Origin of the sequence: Saccharothrix sp. ST-888 (assembly GCF_000955975.1) — a bacterium.
Taxonomy (GTDB): Bacteria; Actinomycetota; Actinomycetes; order Streptomycetales; family Streptomycetaceae; genus Kitasatospora.
This window is the reverse complement of the sequence record NZ_JYJF01000051.1, coordinates 1-25,026: the sequence shown is the minus strand read 5'-3', so window position 1 is coordinate 25,026 and position 25,026 is coordinate 1. Positions and strand designations below refer to the sequence as shown.

The 25,026-nt window shown below is 71.5% G+C and carries 15 protein-coding genes and 2 pseudogenes; 10 read left to right on the top strand and 7 right to left on the bottom strand.

Annotated elements, in window-relative coordinates; genetic code table 11:
* The first annotated feature begins 251 nt into the window (after positions 1-251).
* Positions 252-2,930 carry a SpoIIE family protein phosphatase gene (locus UK12_RS17715; protein WP_231591261.1) on the top strand — a complete coding sequence of 893 codons (2,679 nt, stop codon included), beginning with the start codon at positions 252-254 and terminating at the stop codon, positions 2,928-2,930.
* Between the two features lie 13 nt (positions 2,931-2,943).
* Here the strand turns inward: UK12_RS17715 and UK12_RS17710 are convergent, their stop codons facing one another.
* Positions 2,944-3,129 (bottom strand): hypothetical protein, encoded by a 186-nt coding sequence (locus tag UK12_RS17710; RefSeq protein ID WP_045303977.1) that lies wholly within the window; start codon positions 3,127-3,129, stop codon positions 2,944-2,946.
* Positions 3,130-3,253: 124 nt separating this feature from the next.
* Positions 3,254-3,772: a MarR family winged helix-turn-helix transcriptional regulator gene (locus UK12_RS17705; RefSeq protein ID WP_045303976.1), complete on the bottom strand. Its 519-nt coding sequence runs from the start codon at positions 3,770-3,772 to the stop codon at positions 3,254-3,256.
* A gap of 94 nt (positions 3,773-3,866) precedes the next feature.
* Between UK12_RS17705 and UK12_RS17700 the strand changes: the two are divergent.
* The 3 genes and pseudogenes from UK12_RS17700 to UK12_RS17690 form a co-directional block, all read left to right on the top strand.
* Positions 3,867-4,166: pseudogene (locus UK12_RS17700) on the top strand (EamA family transporter); the annotation flags it as partial.
* A gap of 103 nt (positions 4,167-4,269) precedes the next feature.
* On the top strand, positions 4,270-4,566 hold the full coding sequence (locus UK12_RS17695; protein WP_045303975.1) for a DUF1330 domain-containing protein: 297 nt from the start codon (positions 4,270-4,272) through the stop codon (positions 4,564-4,566).
* 386 nt (positions 4,567-4,952) lie between these two features.
* Positions 4,953-5,336 (top strand): hypothetical protein, encoded by a 384-nt coding sequence (locus UK12_RS17690; protein ID WP_045303974.1) that lies wholly within the window; start codon positions 4,953-4,955, stop codon positions 5,334-5,336.
* 276 nt (positions 5,337-5,612) lie between these two features.
* Here UK12_RS17690 and UK12_RS36670 read toward each other — a convergent pair whose 3' ends face one another.
* The 3 genes from UK12_RS36670 to UK12_RS17675 all read right to left on the bottom strand — a co-directional run bounded on the left by UK12_RS36670 (position 5,613) and on the right by UK12_RS17675 (position 15,809).
* Positions 5,613-13,178, bottom strand: a complete 7,566-nt coding sequence (locus UK12_RS36670) for a LamG-like jellyroll fold domain-containing protein (RefSeq protein ID WP_156178783.1) — start codon at positions 13,176-13,178, stop codon at positions 5,613-5,615.
* Between the two features lie 526 nt (positions 13,179-13,704).
* Positions 13,705-15,291: a Na+/H+ antiporter gene (locus UK12_RS17680; protein WP_045303973.1), complete on the bottom strand. Its 1,587-nt coding sequence runs from the start codon at positions 15,289-15,291 to the stop codon at positions 13,705-13,707.
* Between the two features lie 266 nt (positions 15,292-15,557).
* Positions 15,558-15,809: a hypothetical protein gene (locus UK12_RS17675; RefSeq protein WP_045303972.1), complete on the bottom strand. Its 252-nt coding sequence runs from the start codon at positions 15,807-15,809 to the stop codon at positions 15,558-15,560.
* A gap of 595 nt (positions 15,810-16,404) precedes the next feature.
* On the opposite strand from UK12_RS17675, the gene UK12_RS17670 reads away from it, so the two are divergent.
* Together UK12_RS17670 and hemC are read left to right on the top strand one after the other, a co-directional pair.
* Positions 16,405-16,803, top strand: coding sequence for an MBL fold metallo-hydrolase (locus tag UK12_RS17670; RefSeq protein WP_197084955.1), 399 nt, complete (start codon positions 16,405-16,407; stop codon positions 16,801-16,803).
* Positions 16,804-17,541: 738 nt separating this feature from the next.
* Positions 17,542-18,468, top strand: a complete 927-nt coding sequence (hemC, locus tag UK12_RS17660; protein WP_045303970.1) for a hydroxymethylbilane synthase — start codon at positions 17,542-17,544, stop codon at positions 18,466-18,468.
* A gap of 166 nt (positions 18,469-18,634) precedes the next feature.
* Here hemC and UK12_RS17655 read toward each other — a convergent pair whose 3' ends face one another.
* Both UK12_RS17655 and UK12_RS17650 read right to left on the bottom strand, forming a co-directional pair.
* The gene (locus tag UK12_RS17655; protein ID WP_082119710.1) at positions 18,635-19,174 is read right to left on the bottom strand and encodes a MarR family winged helix-turn-helix transcriptional regulator; all 540 of its coding nucleotides are present in this window, start codon (positions 19,172-19,174) and stop codon (positions 18,635-18,637) included.
* Positions 19,175-19,959: 785 nt separating this feature from the next.
* Positions 19,960-20,412, bottom strand: a complete 453-nt coding sequence (locus UK12_RS17650; RefSeq protein ID WP_197084954.1) for a universal stress protein — start codon at positions 20,410-20,412, stop codon at positions 19,960-19,962.
* Positions 20,413-21,311: 899 nt separating this feature from the next.
* On the opposite strand from UK12_RS17650, the gene UK12_RS38135 reads away from it, so the two are divergent.
* From UK12_RS38135 to UK12_RS17625, 4 genes and pseudogenes are all read left to right on the top strand, one after another.
* Positions 21,312-22,493 (top strand): ice-binding family protein, encoded by a 1,182-nt coding sequence (locus tag UK12_RS38135; RefSeq protein WP_082119709.1) that lies wholly within the window; start codon positions 21,312-21,314, stop codon positions 22,491-22,493.
* Between the two features lie 288 nt (positions 22,494-22,781).
* Complete coding sequence (locus UK12_RS17635; RefSeq protein ID WP_197084953.1) at positions 22,782-23,552, top strand: DUF5819 family protein; 771 nt, start codon at positions 22,782-22,784, stop codon at positions 23,550-23,552.
* Positions 23,542-24,651 (top strand): HTTM domain-containing protein, encoded by a 1,110-nt coding sequence (locus tag UK12_RS17630; protein ID WP_082119708.1) that lies wholly within the window; start codon positions 23,542-23,544, stop codon positions 24,649-24,651. Before UK12_RS17635 ends, UK12_RS17630 begins: the two co-directional genes overlap by 11 nt.
* A 73-nt stretch (positions 24,652-24,724) precedes the next feature.
* Positions 24,725-25,026, top strand: a pseudogene (locus UK12_RS17625) (DCC1-like thiol-disulfide oxidoreductase family protein); the annotation flags it as partial.

Genomic DNA, 25,026 nt, shown 5'->3' with positions numbered 1-25,026 from the left:
GCCGCGTCGGGTCGGTCGGCTTACCAGTCGACGGGTCCGCCTGGTCCGTTCGGCCCTGCGGCGGCTTCGCGCATGCGCGTCTCCGGGCGGGGTGGCAGCGTGGAAGAGGAACACCCGTATGCGCGGGGACGGCCCGGATGCACGCAGTGAGTCATGCCCGTGGGGACAGGGCACAGGGCGGACCGAGGGAACACCGGTCCCCTCGGGGCCGGCTGCGCTCGCGGCTGTGCGTGCACAGTGTCGCCGGGCAGGTGTTCCTGTGGCTGCTGGTCGCGGTGGTGCTCCTGGTCGGCGCCGCGCTGACGGCGCTCCTGCTGCAGGCCAGGAGCTTCGCCATGAGTGACGCCGCGCACCGCACGCGCGCCGCGGCCGTCACCTTGGCGCAGGTCCCCACGGTGGTGAACGCCCTGGACAGCGCCGATCCGACCGCGGTGCTGCAGCCGCTGGCCCTGGACATCATGAAGAAGGGCGGTTTCGACTACGTCGTGATCGCCAGCCCGGAGGGGATCCGCTACACGTCCGACAATCCTGCGCTGATCGGGAAGCACGTCATCGGCCCGTACCAGGAAGGCCTCAAGGGGCCGAGCACCACCAGCCTCACCGCGCCCATCGGACGGGTCGTGGAAACCGACGTGCCGGTCACCAGGCCGGACGGTTCGGTCGCCGGGCTGGTCGAGGTCGGCTACACCGTCGCACACACGGGCAGCGCGGTGAGCCGGCAGCTGCCGGTCCTGCTCGGCGGCGCGGCGGCCGCGCTCGCCGTTGGCATGGGCGGGGCGGCGCTGGTGCGGCGGCGGCTGCGCCGCCAGACGCGCGGCTTGGGCCCGGCCGAGATGACGCGGATGTACGAGCACCATCACGCGGTGCTGCACGCGGTCCGCGAGGGTGTGCTGATCGTCGGCGGGGACGGACGGGTACTGCTGGCGAACGACGAGGCCCGGCGGCTGCTGGAGCTGCCGCCCGAGGTGGAGGGGCGGCCGGTCGCCGGGCTCGGGCTCGATCCCGGACTGGCCGAACTGCTGGTGTCCGGGCGGGCCGCCACCGACGAGGTGCACCTGGCCGAAGACCGGCTGCTCGCCGTCAACAACCGCCCGACCGCGCCGTTCGGCGGAGGGCCCGGCAGTGTCGCAACCATCCGGGACACCACCGAGCTGCGGGCGCTGGCCGGGCAGGCCGAGGCGGCCCGGGCCCGGCTGCGGCTGCTCTACGAGGCGGGGCTGCGGGTCGGCACCACGCTGGACGTGGTGCGGACCGCCCAGGAGCTGGCCGACGTGGCGGTTCCGCGCTTCGCGGACTTCGCCACGGTCGAGCTGGCCGACCCGGTGCTGTGCGGTGACGAGCCGCTCCCGGACCCGGGCACCGCACAGGGCCCGCGGATCCGTCGCACGGCCGCCAGCGGCATCAGCGACGACCGGCCGTTCTACCCCGTGGGCTCGCAGATCAGCCCCCTGCCCGGCACCCCGGAGGAGACCGCCCTGGAGACCGGGAACGCCGCGCTCGTCGCCGACCTGCGGCAGGCGGACGCCTGGCGGGCGTGCGACCCGGAGACCGCCGACCGAATACTCGCGTACGGGATCCACTCGCTGATCTCCGCGCCGCTGCGGGCGCGCGGTCTGACCCTGGGCACGGTCAACTTCTGGCGCGCGGGGGAGTCCGATCCGTTCGGGGAGGAGGACGTCTCCTTCGCCGAGGAACTGGTCGCCCGCGCGGCGATCACCGTCGACAACGCCCGCCGTTACACCCGCGAGCACCGGATGGCCGAGACACTCCAGCGCAGCCTGCTGCCCCGGGGGCTGCCCGAGCAGAGTGCCATGGAGGTGGCCTACCGCTACCTGCCGGCGCAGCGAGGGGTCGGCGGGGACTGGTTCGACGTCATCCCGCTGCCCGGCTTCCGCGTGGCACTGGTCGTCGGCGATGTCGTCGGCCACGGCCTGCACGCCGCCGCCACGATGGGCCGACTGCGCACGGCCGTACTCAACTTCTCCGCCCTCGACCTGCCCCCGGACGAACTGATCGCCCGCCTCGACGAACTGGTCGCCCGGCTCGACCAGGGCGAGGCGGCTGCGGGAGAAGGCGACACCGAGGGCAGGGGCGAGCGCGAGGGTGAGGGCGAGCGACCGGTCGTCACGGGCGCCACCTGCCTGTACGCGATCTACGATCCGGTCTCCGGACGCTGCACGATGGCACGGGCCGGTCACCCACCGCCCGCGCTGGTGCACACCGACGGCAGCGTGGAGTTCGTCGATCTGCCCGCCGGGCCGCCGCTCGGCGTGGGCGGCCTGCCCTTCGAAACCACCGAGCTGCAGCTGGCGCCCGGCAGCGCGCTGGTGCTCTACACCGACGGGCTCGTCGCGGGCCGCGACCGCGACCTGGAGAGCGGACTCGCCGCGCTGCGCAGTTCCCTGGCGGGTGCCGATGCCGACGGATCCCCGGACGACACCTGCCGGGCCGTGTTCGGCGCGTTGGTCCCGTCGCGTCCGAGTGATGACGTCGCGCTCCTCGTCGCACGCACGCGGCTGCTCGAGCCCGACCAGGTGGCCGGCTGGGACGTGCCGTGCGACTTCGCCGCCGTCTCACGCATCCGGAGCGAATGTGTCGACCAGTTGGCGGCCTGGGGGCTGGAGGAGCTGTCCTTCACCGCCGAGCTGATCCTCAGCGAGCTGATCACCAACGCCATCCGCTACGGCGCCGAGCCGATCCGTGTCCGCATGCTGCGGGACCGCAGCCTGGTCTTCGAGGTCTCCGACGGCAGCAGCACCGCCCCGCACCTGCGCTACGCCGCCAGCACGGACGAGGGCGGCCGGGGCCTGTTCCTGGTGGCCCAGCTGGCCGATCGGTGGGGGACCAGATACACGGCCCGAGGCAAGGTCATCTGGTCCGAGCAGCCGCTGGCCGCGCCCGAGTTCCAGTTCGAGGCGATGCTGCTGTGACCCCGTGGGAACGTCAGTGGCTGCGCACCGCAGCCGGGCACTCGTCGTACGGGTCCGTGATGTCGCCCTTGCCGTCGCCGTCGACCCAGGTCATCGATGCGGCGTCCAGGTACGCGAACGCTGTCGCGATCACCGCGCGGGCCCGTGAACCCGGCGGAGGCAGGTGAGCAGTGTGCGGATGGACCAGCGCCGTTCCCATCCCACGCTCCTTCGCGCCCGCACCCGGGCCGCCACCCCGACGGCCCCGACAGCAGTGCCACGGGAACCCGGACCGTCCCAGAGGGCGCTCATCCCGAACTGCGCCCGAGTCGGACGGCGCAGGGTCAGCCGGCTCGGGGGATGGGGTCGGTGTCGCCGTGGGCGATGAGGAGTTTGCGGAGGAGGGTGTTGAGTTGGGTGCGCTCGGTGGGGGTGAGGGCCTCGATGAGGCGTTCCTCGTTGCTGACGTGGCCGGCGAGGGCCGTGTCGATCAGTGACCTTCCCGCCGGGGTCAGGCGGATCAGGACGGCGCGGCGGTCGTTCGGGCAGGGGTTCCGCTCCACCAGGCCCTTCGCGGACAGGCGGTCGACCCGGTTGGTGATCGCGCCGGAGGTGACCATGGCCGCCTGCAGGAGCGCTCGGGCGTTGAGCTCATAGGGCTCGCCCGCGCGGCGGAGGGTCGCGAGAACGTCGAACTCCGAGGAGTCCAGGCCGCATTCGGCGAAGTACTCGCGCAGGGCGCTGTCCACACGGATGTTCAGGCGCCTCAGCCGGCCGATCAGTGAGATGGCCTCGGGGTTCAGGTCGGGGCGGACCCGGGCCCACTGGTCGACGATGTCGTCGACGGTGTCATGCTCCTTCATGGAACTATCTTAACATTCAGATACTTGACGTTCACTCACCTCGGGGCGTAGAACTTATCTCAACGTTCACATAGTCAACGTTGAGGGGGATGCCATGGCTGGGACGTTCACGGGACGCACGGGGGCGGCCGTCACGACGGCGCTGGCCCCGGCGGCATGGGGCACGACGTACCTGGTGACCACGCAGCTGCTGCCCGAGGGCCGACCGCTGCTGCTCGCCGTGATGCGCGCGCTCCCGGCGGGTCTGCTGCTCCTGCTGCTGGGAAGAAAACTGCCGAGGGGCCGCTGGTGGGGACGCGCGGCGGTGCTCGGGATGCTCAACATCGGGCTCTTCTTCCCGCTGACCTTCGTCGGCGCCTACCGCCAGCCGGTCCGGCCTCGGCCGACGGCCGGTCGACGGCCGGAGCCCGCACCGCAGCCTGCGGCAGTCCGCCGCTGACGCATCGTCACACCGAAGTTGACACATCGTCACACCGAAACGGAAACAGGAGCAGACCATGCACTACGTGATCTTCGTCCGGACCGACCACACCCCCGACGCCGATCTGGGGCACTATCTCGCCAACGTCGGCGCGACTCTGGAGCCGTTCCACGGCAGGCTGCTCGCCTTCGACGCCCCAGCCCGGCTGGAGGGCGAGACGGCTCACTCCAGGATCGCCATCCTGGAGTTCCCCGCCGAGGAGGACGCCCGCGGCTGGTACCACTCGCCCGCCTACCAGGAACTGGTCGCCTGGCGGACCGGCGTCCTGGGTCGACCGGTGGACGTCGGCCTCCTCAAGGGCCTGGCCGGATGAGGCGGGGCTGCCGAGCCCCCGGGCGACGTCCGAGGCCGCATTGAGCATTCACGGGTGTTCGCCCGTCCGGCCTTCCTCGTTGCCTGCCGCCCCCGCTGGGGCAGGACTTGGGCCTCGACCGAACCGCCGACCTGGTTGGCGGTCATCCAGGCTCCACCATGGTAGTTGCTCGGCTGCGCCGGGCCGTTGACCCGGGTGCCGGCGCCGCCGTCGGCACCCGGGGCGCCGGCCGGCGCGAAGCCGCTCGCCCTGACTCGCCGGCGGACGCTCTTGGACGTCCAGTCCGCAGTGGTGGCATGAGGAGTCAAGTCGGGTACGGGAAAAGGATGTTGCCTGTCCGGCCGGGGCGGGGGGAGACTGCTTGCGAGTAGAGAGAGGGTGCGCCCGTGGCAGCAGCCGATCCGGAGCACGTCGCCTGGTTGACCGAGAGGCAGCTGGCCCGAGCCTGGCCGACCATCCGGGCGACCTGCCTGCACGCCACCGCGAATGCCAACGGAGTCCGCAACAACCTCCTTGTATCGCAATCCACTTGGGGCGAGAGCAAGTGGCACACGTACCACCCTGCGGACGTCGCCCGGGTGGCCGGGACGATCGCCGACGGCACCGCGGAGCTCCAGCCGCACTGGCGGAACGACACCCCCGAGGCCAAGCTGCTCGATCGGCGCCTCCGCAGGAAGAACCTGCCCGGTGCCATCGGGTGCGCCCTGCTCGTCGCCGTCCCGTTGGCGATCACCGTCATTCTCCTGGTCATCTCCTGGAACGGCTCCTGATCGTCCTCGCCCACCTGCCGGCACCGACCCGCACGGAGCCCGCCCGGTCGAGATCCGGTCCGCCGCCCTTCGCGAACAGCTCCGAGCGCGCCCGGGCGAGAGCAGCAGACAGCCCTCGCCGTCGGCCTTGGTGCCCGGGTGCTCCGCCTCCGTCAGCTCACGCCTCGCCCGGACCGGTACGCCCGCCACCGGCATTCACCTGGAGCACGTCCGCCCGTCCGAGCAGTGGGGTGGCCTCCGGAAGCACGCGGGCCCGGAGGCCACCCCACCAGGTGCTCAGGCCTCCACGCCGTAGTACTGCGCCAGGAAGCCGGTCACGTCCGCCGCGTGCGGCAGCAGCTCCGGCAGCTGGGCGGCGAGGGCCGAGCGGGTGGCCTCGGCCAGTTCGGGCAGGCCGGTGGGGGCGCCCTTCACGTACGGGTCGAGGCGGCGGACGAGTTCGTAGTTGCTCTCCACGTCCAGTTGCCGCATGGCCTTCTCCAGCGGCGCCGCCCCGGCCGGCGGGACCTCGGGCAGCACCCGGCTGACGAAGGTGACCCGGTGCAGTACCCGCCAGCACGGCGGCTTGCGGTCCGACTGACGGGCGTGGCGCAGCGCCGCCGCGTCGGGGTCGCTCCCGTTCTCCAGCCAGCGCGGGTCGACCACCTTGTGGAAGAAGGCGTCGAAGTGCTCGCTGTCCTCGCCGAGGTAGAAGCTGAGGAACCGGTAGGCGTCCACCTTGCCGGGCACCTTGACCGGCTGTCCGTCCTGGTCGAAGACGGGCTTGCGGTCCTGGTCGTAGCGCTGCAGGTTGCTGCCGGGGGCGACCTGCACCGCCAGCCCGAACGAGCGGGTGGCCTCCTTGCCCCGGGCCCGGGTGGCGGTCATCCCGCCGCCGACCGAGGCGTCCAGCTGGGCGCCGATGCCGATCCCGGCGATCTGGAACGAGGTGCCGATCGAGGTGCCCACCGAGCCGGACAGCGAGTACGAGCCCGAGGTGGTCTCGCTGACCACGTCGGTGGTCTCGGTGGTCTCGGCGAAGAAGCCGCCGGCGGCCGTCCAGACGTAGGTGTTCACCAGGTCCCGGCGGGAGAAGCCCTGGCCGGTGGCGCTGTCGGCGGTCTCCCGTCCCCGTGCCGGCGAGGCGTCCGCGCCGATCGCACCGCCGAGCACCCGCCCGGCCCGCTGCGCGGTCGGGGCCGGGGCGTGGGTCTCGGTGGAGACGGTGTCGTAGTAGCTGTGCAGACGCTGCTGGTCGCGCTGGATGCGGCGCTTGAGCGCGTACGCCTCACGGGGCTTGAAGTAGCTGTACTCGCCCCGGTCGCGGGTGCCCTGGTAGTCGGGGTCGGCGACCTTGCCCCGCTCGTCGAAGCCGACGGTGCCGTCCAGGGTGCCCTGCTTGGTGTAGCGCGGGTTGATCGGGAACGGGATGACGTTCCAGTCCTTGGGGATGTCCGGGTTGGGCTGGATCCGGTACGCCACCAGCGCTCCGCTGTGCGCCAGGCGCAGCGCGAAGACGTCGGCGGTCTGTGACTGCACCACGGCGAAGCCGGTGTTGGCCGGCACGTAGCGCCGTCCGGTCGTGGGGTTGAGCAGCCGGCCCGGGTCCTCCCAGTGGCCGGTGAGCGAGACCTTGGTGGTGCGGGCGGTGTTCTCGCCCTGGGAGACCGAGGTCTCCTCGGCCCAGCTGTTGGAGAACTCCAGGCTTCCGCGCACCCCGGCGGAGACCCCGCCCTTGGCGATCGCCTTGGCGATGCCGAAGCCCAGCGGGGCGGTGATCATCCAGACGTCGACGTCCACCTCGTTGGAGAGCGCGAAGCCGAAGGCGGCGTCCACGCTGCGCTCCTTGGCGGAGGACAGCGAGCGCACCACCTGCTCGGCCTCGGTGAGCTGCACCGAGGAGGCGCCCTCGAAGGTGGCGCTGCCCGGGTCGGTGAGCCCGGCGGTGAGGTTCTCCGAGGGCACCGGCGGGGCGCCCTCCACGTAGCCGACGAGCTGTGGGTCGAACTGGATCTGGCTGACCCACTCGCTCACCAGCTCGCCGACCTTGTAGCCGGTGACCAGGTGCCAACGCCCTTCCCGCAGGTAGCTGTAGGCACGCTTGAGCACACCGAACGCCTCGCCCCGGGCGCCGTACTGCATGTCGGCGTACTCGGCCACCGCCGGGGCGGCGGAGACGCTCTCGTGGAACGGGGTGCGCATCCCGGCCAGCGCCGAGCGGACCTGCGCGGTGTCGGTGGAGACCGGCGCACTGGAGAGCACCGTGCGCGGGCGGGTCGCCTCGGCGCCCAGGCGCAGGTGGTTGCCGCGCAGTCCGTCGTCGCGGACCTGGGCGACGTCAGGCTCGGTGGAGTCCCGGTCGAACGGCCAGTAGGCGACCAGGTCCTCCTTCTCGCCCTTGAGCCGGGTGAACAGGTTGTCCAGCAGCTGCTCGTGGGTGCGGGCGGTGCGCCAGATCCGCACCTCCTCCAGGACGCCGTTGAACGACTCCACCGCCTTGCCGCCCCTGACCACCGCGCCCAGGGTGAGCTGGGCGTCGCCCGGGTCGGCGAAGGCGGCGGTGTCGGGCGTGCCGGGGGTGCCGGCCGGGTCGCAGGCCACCGAGACGCCGTTGCGGTAGAGCCGGAAGACGCTGCCGTGCGGATCGGGGTTGCGCACCCAGCGGGCGCCGCGCAGCCGGGCGGGGTGCGAGCCGGTGGCGTCGGCCGCCGTACTGCCCGCGTTCTCCTCGAAGCGCCAGTGCGCGACCAGGCCCCGGTCGCGGGCGGTCACGGCGGTGCCGAGGCGGGCCGCATCGCGGGCGGCGCCCCAGATCCGCACCTCGGCGAGCACGCCGGTCAGCGGCTGCACCGTCGAGCCGTCACGGGCCCGACCGAGCTCCAGCGGCGCGTCGTTGCCGCGCGGGCCGGGGCCCTCGTAACGGGCCGCGCCGATCTCCCGGCCGTCCAGGTGGAAGCGGATGTCCTGCCACTCGCGGACCTCGACCGACTCGACCAGCTCCACGCTCCGGGTGACCGGCTTGCCGTCCGCCCCGACCGCGCTGATCTGGCGGGTGCCCTTCTGCTCCTGCATCGAGCGCCCGCCCTTGCGGACCACCGCGATCCGGTGGAACGTCCCGGCCTCGACGCCCTCGGTGGAGGTGAAGCGCACGGCTTGGCCGGCCGGCTCCTCGAAGGCGAACTCCAGCCTGCCGTCCGGCAGCACCGCCAGCCGGTACGGCACGCTGCCGCCCGCGCCGTCGGCGGTGCGGCCCTTGGAGAGCAGGCCCTGGGTCTCGCCGAGCCGCTCCAGTCGGGCGAACACCTCCAGTGTCAGGTCGTCGGCGATGTCCAGCGTGTCGTCGTCCGCGACCTCCAGGTACGCCTCGCCGTCCAACCGGACCGCCCAGGACTGCCGGTAGGCGGCGGCGAGGTGGCTCCACTCGCGCAACGGGAAGCTCTCCCGGCTGACCACCCGCCGGTCGCCGACGGCGGCGACCGCCCGGTAGCCGCCCTCGTCGATCGGCGAACGCGCCGGGACGGGGCCGGGTTTGCCGCGCAGCTCGGCGTGCCGGTTGTTGCCGGAGCGGTCCGCCAGCACCGGCTGCGCGCCCTGCGCCGGGGCGGAGTACGCCCAGTAGCCGAGTAGCCCGGCCTCGGCGCCGGTCAGCCGCTGCTTCATGGCGGCGCGCACGTCGTCCCCTCCGCGCGCCGTCGACCAGAGCCGGACCTCGTCGAGGTGGACGGAGGCGAACTCGCCCGGCCAGCAGAGCACCGTGCCGAGCGAGAGCCGGCCCTGGCCCCGGTACGGGGCGTCGGCGGTGCGGCGGGCGATCTCCTGGCCGTCCAGGTAGATCACCTGCTGGCGGGCCTGGCGCTGGAAGACGCAGACCCAGTGGTGCCACTCGGTGTCGACGAACTGCCGGTCCGTCGTCAGATCGTCGCCGCAGAAGGCGAAGGTGAAGGAGGAGTCGGAGCGGAAGCCGATGTGCAGGGACTCGTTGTTCCGTTGCTGCTCGGTGCTGTGGCCGAGCAGGTAGTGGGCCTTCGGGTTGATGGTGGTGCGGCGGGCCCAGAACTCCACCGTGAAGTCGCCGTCCCCGAAGCCGAACGCGCCGGGCACCACGGCGGCGGCGCTCAACCCGTCGTAGGCCAGCGCGGTGACGGCGGGAGCACCGACCAGACCGAGCCCGCACGGGGTGTCGCCGGTGTTGGCGTGCAGCAGCCGTACCGGGCCCTCGACCCGCTCCGGGTTGATCCACGTCTCCAGCGTGAGGTCGCCCGGCGTCGCTGCCCGGGACACCTGCTCGGCGGGCAGCGCCAGGAAGCGTCCCTGGCCGTCGAAGGCGTACGCGCGGCCCGGCATGTCCGCGCGCCAGCGGCCGCCGTGCCCGCGCACCAGGCGGTCCGCGCCGCCGAGTGGGATCTCGGCCAGACCGCCGGAGTCGACGGTGACCAGCCGGGAGCCGGCCGAGAGCGCGACGCCGGGCTGCGAGGCCGTGGACCAGCGGTGGTCGTAGCGCACCCGCTGCACGCTCATGCCCGGCTTGAGCAGGGTCACATCCCCGCCCGCGCCGAGGCGAAGCGACTTGGCGCCGATGGGATGGCTGCCCTCGAAGCGGAAGCCGTGGCCGCCGACGGTCACGAAACCCGGGCCGGTCAGCGGGGCGAGGGTGCCCTCGGTGAACTGCACCACGTCGCCGTCGATCCGCAGCACGGTGCCGATCGTCACGGGCTGCTCGTCGGCGCCGTTGACCACGGCGGCGAAGTCCTCGGCCCGGCGGGGCAGATGGGACCACTGCTCGGTCCGTCCGTCGCGGCGGACGGTCAGCCGCACCTGCGCCGGGTGCTCCCCGGCCTCGACGGTGATCTCCGCCCGGTCCAGGTCGGTGGCCGCGTCGCGGGCGGTGAAGGTCACCGCCCTGCCGCCGGCGGCCAGCTGCCGGGAGGAGCGCAGCACCTGGGTGTCGTAGTAGCCGGCGAAGAACTGCCCGTTGGTGCCCCGGAAGTAGAGCACCAGGCTGCCGGTGGCGCTGTCCAGCAGGAACGGCCGGTCGGTGCCCCGGGCGAAGGCGAGCAGCGCACCCGAGCTGCTGAGCCCGGTGCGGTCCACCGCGAGCTGCGGCATCGGCAGGGCGATGTCGTCGGCGCCGCGCACCCCGCCGGTGAGCCGGCCCAGCTCCTCGCGCTTGGCGGCGAGTTGGGCCTGCTGGGCCACCAGGTCGCGGCGCAGCTCGCCGAGCCGCTCCTGCTTGATGCCGAGCACCTGCAGCCGGCTGTCGAGTTCGGAGATCTGCCGGTTCAGCCGGTCACTGGCGGGGCTGGTCCTGAGCGAGGCGTCGACTCGTTCCAGGACCAGCACGCCCTCGCCGGAGGCGTTCGCCGCCGTGTAGTCGTACTGCACGATGCGGTCGCCCTGGCTGTCCCGGGCCGCGACCAGATTGCCGGTGCGGCGGACCACCAGGCCGTAGCCGTTCCAGCTGTCGAGCGCGAAGTGCGTGGCGTCGTTGTTCGCCTCCCGCGAGTACTGGATCAGCGGGACGTCGTTACCTGTCCGGCCGCCGTCGAGGTTCATGTCGAGCCCGGAGTTGACGTTCCGCACGAAGTAGCAGGTGATGCCGTTGAGGTTGGTGCCGGTGGGCTCGAAGGTCCACAGCGTGGACGCGGCCTGCCGGTTGGCGGTGCGCACCAGCGGGGCCAGGTTGTCCTTGCGGTCTCCCGCCACCGCGAGGTACTGGTCCTTGCCGTCCTTGGGCAGTTTGAACCGCAGCCGGTAGCGCCAGTACGTCGGCTCGTTCTCCAGCGCGGTGCGGGCCTCGGCGCGCCGGCGCTCCACGTCCGGGATCTCGGCGGTCTCCAGCTGGAGCCGGGTGATCTCCGCCTCGGTTCCGGCTATGTCCTGGGTCAGTGTGGCCACCTGGGCCTCCAGCTGCGACGCCGCGTCCACGGTGCCGCTGGACTCCGGGGCGGCGAGCACCGGCAGGGCCAGCTCGTCCGGGATCTCGGCGAGTCGGCCGTCCCGTCCGACACCCAGGTCGAGGGTGGTGACGTAGGCCTCGTCGGAGGCCTTGCCGGTCACCGGGTCGGGGCCGCCGGTGGCGCAGGCGAGCAGCACCCGGGCCTGGCGCTTGACGGGCTTGGCCGCGCCGTCGTACCCGGCGGGTGCGGCCTCCTGCTGGTGGTGCAGCACGGCGGAGAGGCCGGAGACCACCTTGCGCCCGGTGAAGGCGAAGCTGTCGCGGCGCACCCCGGGGTTCTCGCCGACCGGGGCGTCGGAGGTGATCCAGGCAGGGCCGCCGCGCAGGGCGGCGTGCCGGGCGTTGTCGGTCTGGTCGTACAGCCTGTCGCCGGAGCCCTCGTCGAAGCGGTAGTAGAGGGCCAGTCCCGGCTCGTTGCCGATCAGACGGCGCAGGCGGTCGGCGGCGATCTCCTCGCCGCTGCGGGGGCGGTTCCAGATCCGGACCTCGTCCAGTTCGGCGCGGCCGTACGAGCCGAGGGCGCGGCCCAGGGTCAGCGGGCCGAGACCGGCGTAGGGCATGTCGGTGGTGCGGCGGGCGAGTTCGACGCCGTCGCGGTAGACGATCTGCTCACGGGTGTCCCGTACGAAGACGCAGGCCCAGTGGTGCCAGTCGGTGTCGGTGGTGCGCTGCTGGACGTTCAGGTCCTCGGCGTAGAAGGCGAAGGCGAAGGTGTCGTCCGCGCGGAACCCGATGTGCAGGCTGCGCAGCCTGACCCCGGCGGCGGCGCCGTGTCCGAGCAGGAAGTCCTCCCGGCCGCCGGTCGCGGTGCGCCGGGCCCAGAACTCCACCGTGAAGTCGGAGTCCGCGAGGGAGAGCGCGCTGCTCGGCAGCTCGGCCAGGTCGTCGACGCCGTCGAAGCGCAGTGCCGTCTCGGCGTGGCCGCTCTCGCTCAGCACCGGCACCAGCGGCCGGCCGGTGAACGGGCAGCTGCCGGGGGCGAATTCGTAGACGGCGTCGCGGTAGCGCTCCTCGGGGCTGGTCCAGGCCTGTGAGCCCTGGGTGTTGAACAGGCCGTCGCGGCTGCGTTCGACGCTGAAGCCGTCGATCCGGCCGGTGGCGTCGTTGTGCGCGAAGAACTGCCAGCGCTCCCGGCCGTGCACGGCGGTGGGCACCAGCAGGGCGGTGAACCTGCCGCCGGAGAGGTTGCGGACGAAGGACAGCTCCTGGGTGGGCTCGTGGAACGCCCGGCCCTCCATGTCCCGGGTGCCGAGGCTGTCCTTCCCGGAGTCCGGGCGGCCCTTGTGGCGGCTGCGCCGGTAGCGGACCTCCAGCACCGGCTTCAACTCGCCGCCGGCCAGCACGAAGCGGTCGCAGAGCAGGGTGGCGTCGACCAGTGCGACCTTGCCCGCGCCGCCTCGGCTGAGGTAGTCGGTGCGCGCCGGGTCGGCGGAGGAGCCGGTGCCGTCGGAGAGCCGGAAGACCGCGTCCGGGTCGTCGGCCCGGACGGACTGGCGCAGCACGTACAGGTGGGTGCCGTCGGAGACGACGTGGAAGGGGGCGGCGGCGCCGAGCCGGGCCGTGCTCGACAGGAACGGGTCCAGCTCGTCCTCGTCGAGCCGCTCCTCCGCACCGGCCTCGACCCGCCCGCCGCGCTTGACCGCGGGCATCCGTACCGCGCCGGCCACGGCGTAGCCGACCCGGGCCAGCTCGGCCGGGAAGCGCAGCGGCAGCGGATTCTCCGACCAGTACGCCGCGTCCGCCTCACCACGCGCCTCGTCGTGCTGCGACAGGTCCAGGACCGTGTAGACGATGCGCCGCTGCTCGTCCATCGCGAACGCGACCGTGCTGCCCTGGTGCCGCACGGTCGTGGTGTGCACGTAGGCACGGTCGCTGTAGACCTTCGCCAGGTGCTGGATTTCCGTCAAGCCTGCCACCTCGTACGTCAGTGGCCGCCGGGAACCGACGTCCACGATCAATACCGAACGTGGCAAAACTTTCACCCAGTGTCACAGGCGGACAAGATGCTTTTCCGTCAGCCGGGAGATCGAAATCGGCCCGGGACCGTGATGCGGACCCCGACCTCACGGCTCCGTGCGAAGCGGCGCACACGGACAGCGACGGAGGTCGGGGAGAACGAGCACCGGCTCGACGGGCAGTTCCAGCGTCGGCCCTGCGGGCCGCCACCACCCGGCGTTGCCTCCACCCTGACCTGCGATCTTGCGGGTGACGTAGGTGTGGCCGCTCCCTTCGGCGGAGCGGAGCTCGATGATCGGGCGCAGTTCGTTGCGGGCCCTCGTCGAGACGGAGCCGCCACGTCTGCCCACTGCCGGCTCACCGGCCGAAGGCCCGGGTTCGGCAGCGCCATCTCCCACTCGCATCCGCCGAACCAGCCGGGGCTTCGTCCATCGGCCGGAGCGGAAGGCTTCGACCAGGGGTTGCCGGGGCCGGCGGTCAGTCGCGGGCGCGGAGGCTGGCTTCTTCGAGGTCGAGTTCGTGCTGGATCCGGCGCCGGGTGGCGTAGCTGATCTTGTTAGCTTCGTAGAGGCGCTGAAGCTCGGCCGCCTCGATGGCGATGAGTGTTTGGCGGATCTCACGGTAGGCATCGGCAGGACGGGCGTCCGGGTCGTTGTGGTGGGCGTCCTCGGCCTGGTGGACACGCGCCTCCAGATGGCGACGGGCCTGCTTCAGGGCGGCCTCGGATGCGGCACCCAGATCGGCGAGCTGATCCAGGTCGCCGAGCTGTTTGAGCTCTTCGAGAGCGGCGTGGGCAATGTGTCGGCGGGTCCGGGCCTCCTCGCGGGCGGTGTGCGCCGGTTCCAGAGCGATGCCGGAGCGGCGGACGACGGGAACGAGGGTGAAACCCTGGAAGACGACGGTGAGCGCGATGGTCCCGGTGGTGAGCGTGAGGATGAGCGCCCGGTGCGGCAGCGGCGCCCCCGTGTGGGTGACCAGGGGGATGGAGAGCGCGGCGGCCAGCGGCATGACGCCCCGGGTGCCTGCCCAGGACAGGACGGCCGGAACGCGCCAGGAGAGGCGGCTGCCGCCCTCCTTGTGCCGGTACTGGATCAGGGCGGACAGCGGGAAGACCCACAGCAGGCGGATGGCCAGCACGGTGAAGGCGATCACCGGCACCCACAGCGGCCAGCCGTGCTCGTCGTGCGCGAGGTGTCGGATGGTGGAGGGGAGTTCGAGGCCGATGAGGGCGAAGACGACGCTCTCCAGCAGGAAGGTCACGGTGTCGTAGACGGCGCGGATCTGGAGGCGGATGGGGGCGTTGCTGAGCTTGTGGCCGGTGCTGCCGAGGACGACCCCGGACACGATGACGGCGGTCACGCCGGAGGTGTGCGACTGCTCCGCGATGACGTACGAGGCGTACGGAGTGACCAGTGCGATGACGGTCTCCAGCACGGGGTCCTCGGTCCGTCTGCGGATGAGGTTCACCACTGCGGCGACCGCCGCGCCGATGAGGGCCCCTCCGCCGGCGAGGACCAGGAACTGCTCGACGGTCCCGGGCACGGTGACGGCGCTGCCGGAGACCGCGGTGGCCACGGCGACCTTGTACAGGACCAGGGACGTGGCGTCGTTGAACAGGCTCTCCGCCTGCACCATGGCCTGCACGCGCGGTGGGAGGGACAGACGCCGGCCGAGTGCGGTGACGGCCACGGGATCGGTGCTGGCCAGGACGGAACCGAGGATGAAGGCGGCCGCGGTGGTGAGCGGCGTGATCGCCCGGGCGACGTACCCGACGGCGACGGCCGAGGCGAGGACCAGGCCGAAGACCAGGCCGGTCACGGGCCGCCACACACTGCGCAGGTCGCGGACGGACATCTCCCCGGCCGAGGCGAACAGCAGCGGCGGCAGCACCAGCACGTTGATCACGTGCGGCGGCAGACGGACCTCGGGAACCCAGGGCACCAGCCCGACGACCAGACCGGCGATGACGAGGAGCGAGGGGGCGGGCAGGCTCCAGCGCCGGGCACCGGTCGCCACGGCTGTGGCCAGGACCACGAGCAGCAGGATGACGATCAGGCCGGTCATGGGGCGTCCCGGTGGGCTACGGCTTGTTACCCCCCTCTGACCAGGTGCTTTTATCAACCTAACCGACCCTTGGCGATGACGCAGCCGACACGGAGCCGTGAGCTCGGTTCGGCACCGACGACGGGCGCCCCGAACGCGCGGTTCGGGCGGAAGAGCGACTGCCGGACACGGGCAGCCCGTCGGCGGATCCGGCCCGGCCCGACCCGACCCGTATGTCGTTCCGTCTCCGCCGCGACGCGATCCCTCTCCCACGCCCGCCGGCGTCCTCACCCACCCTCGGTCTCGTCCTGCGGCTCCGCCCCGAACACGCGGTGCGCCTCCAGGTAGGGCAGCCGGGCCTGTTCGCGCCACCGTGCCCCCTGCTCGTACGCCGCCGGGCGCACCGCCGCAACCTCCGCCGGGTCCTCGACCCAGCCGTACGGGAACGGGCTCGCCGGACCCGCCGTGCCCGCCAGGTAACGGGCCATCGCGGCATCATCCGCCACGGTCCGGGTCTGCACCTCGCCCCGGTCGAGCACGAAGCCGATCTCCCAGCTGCCGTTGGCCGCGCGCCCCAGCCCGACTCCCAGGTGACGGACTCCGCCGTGACCTCGCCACCGGGCCGGGGCACCAGACCCGCGGCACGCAGCGCCGGCACGACCTCGACGGGAGCGGACCAGGCGATGGGCAGTCCGGCCCCGACGGCTACTGCGAGCACCGTTCGGCACGGGTACGGTGTCCGGCACACCGTGCAGCGTGGCGGCGTGTGCGTGCTTCCGTCGGCCCTCGGCACGACGGGCGGGTGCAGCTCCACCACCCCCGCGAGCAGGAACTGGAGTCTGCCGACCGGCTCGCCGGCCTCCTTCAGGTCCCGCAGGAGGAGCAGCAGCAGCCGGTGGAAGAGCTGCCCCTCCTCGTACGTGCCGAGCGGCGGCACCGGCACCTGGACGGCGTCGACACGATCCTGCTCCTCAGCTCCCATGCGGGCGAGCCTAGCCGTCCGTGCCCTGGTCGGCGGTCGGCAGGCGCGGTTGTCGGTCGGCGGGGCGCGGCCGCCGCAGGACGCGTCGCTCCGCCCACCGCGCCGCCTACTGGAACCCGGCCAACGGACACCGGACCCGCTCCGGACCCCGGATGGCCAACGTCTTCGAGGACAGCGTCGCCCCCGTGCACCAGGCCGGACAGACCGTGCTGTGGGAGGGGGACCACCACGACATCGACGCCCGGCTCCGTATCGAGCCCGCCCCCGGCCATACGCCCGGCTCCTGCGTCGTGTGGCTGCGGTCGGGCACGGAACGGGCGGTGTTCGCCGGGGACTTGCTGCACAGCCCGCTGCAGGTCGTGGAGCCGGACGACTGCCCCAGCTTCGACGAGGACGAACCCCGCGCACGGGACAGTCGGCGCCGGGTTCTGGGGGAGGCCGCGGACCGGGGCGCCCTGCTCCTCCCCGCGCACTTCCCCGGGCCCGGCGCAGCCGAAGTGCGGCGCGTCGGCGACCGGTTCGCGGTCAAGGAGTGGGCGGCATGGCGGTGAGGGCGTTCCGCGGCATCCTCGTGGTGCCCGGCTCCGTGGGCCCGATCACGCCTGATCTCCTGGACCGATCGACCGCACACCTTGCCCAAGCGAGCGCGGTGGACGAAGGCCGCCCGCCGTCGGCGGAGCGCCCGGGTCTCCCGGGCCGGGGCGTCCTGCGGACACGCCACGGAGGGAGGGCGGGGACCGGGCCGGCGCCGTCCGGCATCGTCGGAATCCAGGGGTGGGGAGTCGGCAGAGCAGGTCCGGCCCGCTCGCACGCCGGCTGCCCGGCCGTCGGCCACGGCGCCATCCACCGGATCACCGACCCCGAGGTCGCCCCGCCGGCCGGCCCATGACCCGGACCGGCGGTCTGGGCAAGCCGGCACCATGCGCACTCGCTGCTCGCGGTACTGCTGCGTGTCAGTGGCGCCAAGCTCGGTGCCTTCGCCGCCGCCCCGATCTCTCCGGCGAAGGAGCCGGTGTCGTGCAGCTCGGCCCGCCGGCCGGGTTCGAGGTCACCGGCCGAGGTGAACGGCGCCGGCTCGGTCCCGGCGTCCGGGTGGGGGCGCGCAGGTCCTCGGCGGCCCGGGCGACCCGGGCCGGCGACGTCGGAGAGGTGCGGGCGCCGATGCGGACGGTCCGGGTGGTGTCCGACGTGACGGTTCCTCCCGAGGTTCCGACATACCGTCGGAAACCAGGCGTGTTCGATGCGGGTAGCATGCGGTCAACACCTCGTCGGAGTCCGGGAGTTGGCGTATGAGCACACTGGTGGTGGGGTCGCGGGCCAGCCACCTGGCAAGGGCCCAGGTCAAGGAGTTCCTGGCGCCGCTGCGGCAGCGCTTTCCCGACGTGACGTTCCGCCACCAGGTGATCCTGGAAGGCGGCGACCAGGACCGGAAGACGGCCCTGTCACAGGTGTCGGCCCGCGCCGGGGGCTCGGCGTTCTCGACCAATCAGGAGGCCGCGCTGGTCGCGGGCGAGGTCGACGTGATCGTGCACAGCCTCAAGGACCTGCCGACCGCCAACCCGCGCGGCCTGATCCTGCTGCCGCCGCCGGGCCGGGAGGACGTGCGGGACGCGCTGTGCGGGAGCACGCTGGCCGGCCTGCCGCAGGGCGGGAGGATCGGTACCGGGGCGGCCCGCCGGATCGCCCAACTCCGCCGTGCCCGCCCGGACCTGGTGCCGGTGCCGATCCGCGGCAACGTCCCGCCGAGGCTGAACAAGCTCAAGACGATGAACCTGGACGCCGTGGTGCTGGCGGCGGCCGGCCTCAAGCGTCTCGGCCTGGACGATGCGATCAGCGAGATCCTGCCCGTCGAGCAGTTCCCGCCGTCGCCGGGCCAGGGCGCGTTGGGCATCCAGATCCGGGAGGACAACGAGCTGGCCCGCGAGATCCTGGCCGGCACCGGCGACCTGGTGGTGGATGCGGAGGTGCGGGCCGAGCGGGCGATGCTCGCCGATCTGCACGGCGGGTGCTCGGTGCCGATCGGCGCCTACGGCAAGGCCGACGGAGACATGCTGACGCTGCACGCGCAGGTCACCTCCGTGGACGGCACGAAGCAGGTTCAGGCCTGTCTCTCCGGCCCGCTGAACGAGCCGGAGAAGCTGGGCATGCAGGTGGCGGGCCTCCTGCTGGACCAGGGTGCGGAGGGCATCCTGGCCCAGATCCGGCCCGGCGTCTAGGCGCGGAGAAGGCGGGCCGGGGCCAGCCGCGCGGGTGGTGATCCTCTCGGCCCCGGCCCGAGCCTCCACCAGGCCGTCCGCGAGGTGCGGAGCAGCCTCGCCCCGTGAGCCGACTCCTGCCCCCGCCACCGCGACATACCCGCGCGACAGCACACCTGACCAAGCCCTACCGGCCGGGGGGACCTTGCGGGGCGGGCGACCGGAGCTTGGCCATGACCCGGTCCAGGGCGGCCAGGTCCTCGGGGCCGAGCGCGAGCAGGGTGTGCGGCGGGCGGGACAGGATGTGTTCGGCCTGTTCGGCGGCGGCGGTGCCGGCCGCGGTGAGGGTGACGATCTTGGAGCGGCGGTCGTCCGGATGGACGTTGCGCTCCACGAAGCCGCGCCGCTCCAACTCGTCCACGACCAGCGTGGTGTAGGGCTTGTCGGTGGACAGGCTGGCAGTCAGCTCACGCATGGTCAGCGGGCCGGTCAGCAGACGGCGCAGCGCCTTGACGCGGAAGAAGCTCATGCCGAGTGCCTCCTCGACCTCGCTGCGCCGGTTCTCCTGCTTCAGGACGAGGAAGGACATGGCGGCCCAGACACGGGCCGCCGCCTCCGGGGCCGCCGCGGCGGCGGTGGCAGGGGTGCGGCCGGTGAGGCCCGTCGCGGCACCGTCGCCGGTGCCGCCCGCGGCCTCGTGTCCGGTGCCGTTCGTGCTGTCGTTCATGTGCTGTTGCTGTCCACCCTCCTGGTTTAGCCAGGGACGTGGCGCTGCGCCGCGCGTGCGGCGGTCTGCCCGGCCCAGCGGCCGGTGGTGAGGATCCGGTGCGACGTCCGCTGCCGGTAGTGCGCTCCGGCGCCGCTCCGGCGACCCTGCGGGCGCCGACAGCCCGTCGGTTGCGCCGAGTTCCACCAGGCGCACAGGACGCCGGTGCCCAAGGACCGCCGGTGACTCACCTGCTTCGGGGAAGGAGGGGCGGCGTCAACTGGCAGAACCGGCCTGCCTGCGCAGACGCGGGATCCACTGCATGATCCCGGACAGCGGCCGACCACGTTCGCAACCGCAAGAAGCTTGGCCCCCGAGGCAGCCGTCCCACCGAAGTCCGACACATGGACCCGCCCCCCAACGACGCTGACCGTTGCGCGTGAACGCCTCCGGGTTCTCCCGGACCTCAGCCATCTCGCCAGGTGTCACACACCATCAGCGGTACAACTGCCCCATGGACACGCCACCGTTGCGCCGGCATGACCAGGCCCTACTGGGGATTTCCCGGATGTACACGCCCAGCCGTCAATGATTCTGCGTCAATCTCCTTGCGAGGATGGGCTTTCGTGGTTCGCGGTGCAGAGTGGCCCGGTGCGGCCGGGAAGGCGGCGCCGGGCCGGGGGCGGTACGAAGGACCGTTACGAAGGCGATGGTCGGCCGGCCGGGGCCGCTTCGGTCTTCCGGGGCGCTCGAATCGCGGTCCACGCCGCGGTCGGATGGGAGCCCGTCTCGGGTGGAATCGACGTTCAGGAGGCTGCTGTGTCGTGCTCCGCCGGGACGACAACGACGGGAAGGCGGGCGTGGTGGACCACCTCGGTGCTGGTCGACCCAAGGGTGAGGCGTCCCCAGGCACCAGATCCTCGGGAACCGACCACGAGAAGACAGGCGTCCCTGCTCGCTTCCAGGAGGACCTGCGCCGGACGTCCCCGTTCGCAGACAATCTCCACCTCCACGGAGAGCCCACCGAGCTGTTGTCGCAGTTCTGCGATGGAGTCGAGCATGGATTGAGTGACGAGATCGCGCTGCTGCGGAATGCGGTCACCGGTGCCGGTGGTGGCCGTGTGTTCGAAGCCTGATTGCTGGGTGGGTGTGTACTCGTACGCGCAGACGGCTCGCAGGCCGGTGCCGCGTAGTTGAGCCTCCCGGAGTGCGAAGATCACAGCCTGCCGCGCTGGGGCCGAGCCGTCCGTGCCGACCACGATCGGATGGACCGGGCGGGGGACAGCAGGATCGGACATGGGAGACCTCCAGGGATTCGTTGGGCGCGGTGACACACTGTTCTTCGCCGCGAAGGGTCAGGAGGCCGTGCGCGTGCCACTCGGGTGTCGCATGGGCCGATCGCCGCGGGTCGTCGGCGGCAGGCGGCCGACCCGGTGCGTACGGCGACGGGGTCCGACTGGTCGTCGGCGACCTGTGCACTTCTCAGCCTGCTCCTGTCCGTCTGCGGGCACCAGCGCACGCATGAGCACTGGAGGGATGCCGGGGCGGCCCAGGGCGGCGAGCACCCCGGAGACCTTGGAGCGGGCAATGCAAGCTATTGACTCAATATCCGATAGACGTGTCATCATATATATCTGTGTAATCGGCCCTGAGTCTCCAATCCAGGTCGCAACCCGGTGGATCTTCTCGGCCGCAGCACCGGCGATCGGTCGGGCTGCGCCGTCCCGGTGACGACCTGTGGCGTCTGGCGGAGAATGGCGTACGGCCGTGGATACTGATCTGGGTGCAGGGTGTCTTCGCTCGGTGGCCGCCGAAAATCATCCTCGATTCCTCAGCTTCCATGCCGCTTGCACGGCGGCCGGCGATGCGGTCGGCCGTGGTGCGCCAGCTCCGGTTGAGTGTCATGGGCTCGGCGCCACCGAGTGGCTCGGCCATGCCGAATGCCTGGGAGTACGGGTTTTGTCATGCAGAGGTTGCGTAATTCACTCAGATGGATCGTATGCATACAAGATCGTTCGGGTAAATTGGATCGAACCCCGACGGGGGCTTTGTTGATTTCGGCCTTCGCGTCCTGCGGTCGCCATAGGGAAGGCGATTCGTCGCGACCGGATCGGGATCATCGAAATTGCCATATTTCCCCACAGGAATAGGCTTCTAAATGAATCTGAACATCTCTGCCGCGCCGCACTGGCGCACAATTTCCTCCTGGATCGCGGGGATCGTGCTGATTGCCGCCTTCGCAGTGGCCCTGACGCCTGTCCGGGCTCAAGCCACCGCATCCGCCGTTTCCCTCGGCACGGCGGACAGCTTTGCGGTCCTGGGCGGCCAGTCGGTCACCAACACCGGTCCCTCCGTCGTCACGGGAGACCTCGGTGTGAGTCCGGGAACGGCCGTAAGCGGGTTTCCGCCCGGCCTGGTGAACGGGACCATCCACCAGGCGGATGCCGTTGCCGCCCAGGCCCAGAGTGACCTGACCGTGGCCTACAATGACGCCGCCAGCCAGGCTCCGGACGCCAGCATTTCCGGAGACCTCGGCGGTCAGACGCTGGTTCCGGGCGTTTACAACGCCTCCTCCTCGATCGCGTTGACGGGCACGCTCACACTGGACGCCGGGGGCAACCCCAACGCCGTCTGGGTCTTCCAGGTCGGATCGACTCTGACGACGGCCTCTGCCAGCCGGGTGCTCCTCATCAACGGTGCCGCGCCGTGCAACGTCTTCTGGCAGATCGGAAGCTCCGCCACTCTCGGTACCAACTCCACCTTCGTGGGCAACATCCTGGCCCTGACGTCGATCACCGTGACCACCGGGGCGAGCATCGACGGCCGGGCGCTGGCGCGCAACGGCTCCGTGACGCTGGACACCAACAGGATCACCCGCCAGACGTGCGCCGCCGGTACCACCACTGCTGGTACGACGGCTGGTACGACCACTGCTGGCACCACGGTCGGCACGACCGCCGGTACGACCACTGCTGGTACGACGGCTGGTACGACCACTGCTGGCACCACGGTCGGCACGACCGCCGGTACGACCACTGCTGGTACGACGGCCGGTACGACGGCCGGTACGACCACTGCTGGCACCACGGTCGGCACGACCGCCGGTACGACCACTGCTGGTACGACCGCTGGTACCACGGCCGGCACTACTGCTGGCACCACCGCCGGTACCACGGGCGGCACTTCGGGCGGCGGTGGTCACGAGTGCAAGCCCTGCGATCACTGTGACGACTGTCATGATCACGGCGGCCACTGGGGTGACCAGTGCGGTGACTGCGACCACGGTGGGCACGGCGACCACTGGGGTGACAAGTGCTGCTGCGAGCCCGGAGGTTGGTAGTCGACTCACAGGTCGGCAGGTGCCGCGGGCCGCGAGGTGTGAGTACCAGCGAACCTCTCGCGTGACCACGGCCTCTCGTGAGAGGGCCGCTCCGGAGCGAGCTGCCGCCCGAGGTGGTGGCCTGCGTGGTGCGGCCGAGACCGGCGGCGCGTGGCGGATCGTCAGGATCCCGCCACGCGCCGCTCAGGCGCCCGACCCGGGGGGAACGGCGAGGTTCCGGAGCGTCGGCCGCCGGGCCTCGGATGTGTGTAACAAGCTCAGCGGAAGCAGATGCGAGGAGCAGTAAGGATGGGACGAACCGGACGCGGCCATCGCGCGGGTGGCAGCGAGTCGGCGGACGTGGCGGAACCGGGCCGCTTGCCGGTCGGTGGCAGGGGCGCTACGGGAGCTGCGACGGCCGAGCCGCCGTCGGGTGGCGAACCCGGGCCCGAGGTGCGGCATTCCGGACGGTTGCGGGTGCTGCGAGCGGTGACGGGGGGCGTGGTAGCTCTGTGCCTGACCGCCTCTCTCGTTCACGTTGTGATGGTGTTTCTGTACGTGGCTCCATCGAACCAGATCTCGCAGCGCTACAGCCGACAGATCGACGCGTGGATCTATCCGCTGTTCGAGCAGAACTGGCGCGTCTTCGCCCCGGATCCGGAGTCGGCCACCCGGCAGATCTCGGTGCGGACTGAGAATACTTCTGTGGACGGCGCGCACCAGGTGAGTGACTGGTTCGATCTGACGGCCATCGACGACGCCGATGTGAAGCACAACATCTTCCCCAGCCACACGGCACAGAACATGCTGCGCCGGGCGTATATCGGTTATCAGGAATCACACGGTAACGACGATCGATCGCACTCGGCGCGGGCTCTGATGTTTCAGCAGTACCTTCGCAACATCGCGGTGGAGAGGCTCGCCGCTCATCGGCACGGCACATTCCAGGCCATCCAGCTGAGGGTGGTCACGCGGCCGATCGCGCCGCCCGTTCGACCGCGCGCCCCCCACTCGGCCGCGAACGCCTCTGTCGACACCAGGTACCTGCCGTGGTGGAAGGTGACACCGAATGGCAACTGACCAGGCACCACCTGCGGCCCCGCCGCTTCATCGCGCGGCCGTGCGGCCCGACCGCCTCGGTGCGTTCTTCGCCACCCTGACCGAGCGGCCGGCCTCCCTCTACGCAGCCGCGACGCTGCGAATCGGATACGGGCTGCTCTACCTCGCCTTCCTGCTGCGGGAGTTCCCGCACCGTGAGGAAATCTGGGGCCCCGCTTCACCGTGGACACCCGCCCTGGCCATCGAACTGTTCGACCAGACCGGCTGGGCCAGCTTCCTCACGTGGTCCAGCAGCCGTACGTACTTCGAGGTCTGCTACGCCCTGGCTCTCGTCACGGCTGTGCTGTTCGTGATCGGCTGGCGGACCAGGGCGACATCCGTCCTGTTCGCAACCGTGGTGGTCGCGTTCCACGCGAGGGCCATCTTCATGACGGACGGAGGAGACAACCTGATCCTCCTCATGGCGGTCTACCTCTGCTTCACCGCGTGTGGCCGACGCTGGTCCCTCGACGCGCGGAGGGCCCGCCTCGGAGCTTCCGCGCGCACCGCCGGGACCTCGTCAGCACGACCGGAAGCGCTCGGCTTCTGGCATCAACTCCGCTCCTCGCAGAGGTACTTGTCTACAACGCTGCACAACTGCGGTATGTTCGTCATCGCGGTTCAGGTCTGCTTCCTCTACGGTGCCGCAGGGTTGTTCAAGGTACAAGGGGGCTTCTGGCGCGACGGGACCGCCCTCCACTACGTCCTGAACCTCGATCTGTTCCGGCCATGGCCCGCGCTGTCGCTCCTCCTGGACGGTCACCAGATGCTGGTCGCCGTCGCCAGCTACCTGACCGTGCTGCTGCAGGTGGCCTTCCCGTTCGTCCTGTTCGGCCGGTTCAAGTACATCGTTCTGACGATGCTGCTCGGCATGCACGCGGGTATCGCTGTACTCCTGGGACTCCCGCTCTTCTCCGGTGCGATGATCATCGCGGATGCCGTGTTCCTTCCGGACCGGTTCTACGAGTTCCTGGGACAGGTGTGGCGGCGTACGTTCCACCGCAGTGTTGCCACGCGGGTGGGAGCCTTGTCCAGCGCAGATGCCTCGTTCGTACCGCCGCAGCCCGGATCGCTTGGATGACGCCGAGAGCCAACGCCGAGAGCCAACGCCGAGAGCCAACGCCGAGAGCCGACGCCGAGAGGAGCCGGCGGAAGTGGACGAAGGTCTGATGATCAGCTCGCACGGCGGCACGGAGCCGGTCCTGGCGTACGACGGGGACTGCGGCTTCTGCCAGGCCGCCGTCGACCGGATCCGCCGACTGGCCGATCCCCGGATGACCGCCGTGCCGTGGCAGGCTCTGCCGGAACGGCTCACTTCTCCGCACCTCGCCCGCCTTGAGCGGGAGGTACTGATCTTCAAGGACGGCAATGTGCGTGCAGGCGGCGCCGACGCGCTGGCCCGGTACGCCGGGTCATCACCGGCCCGTCGATACCGGCTCGCCGCTGCCGCGGTCGG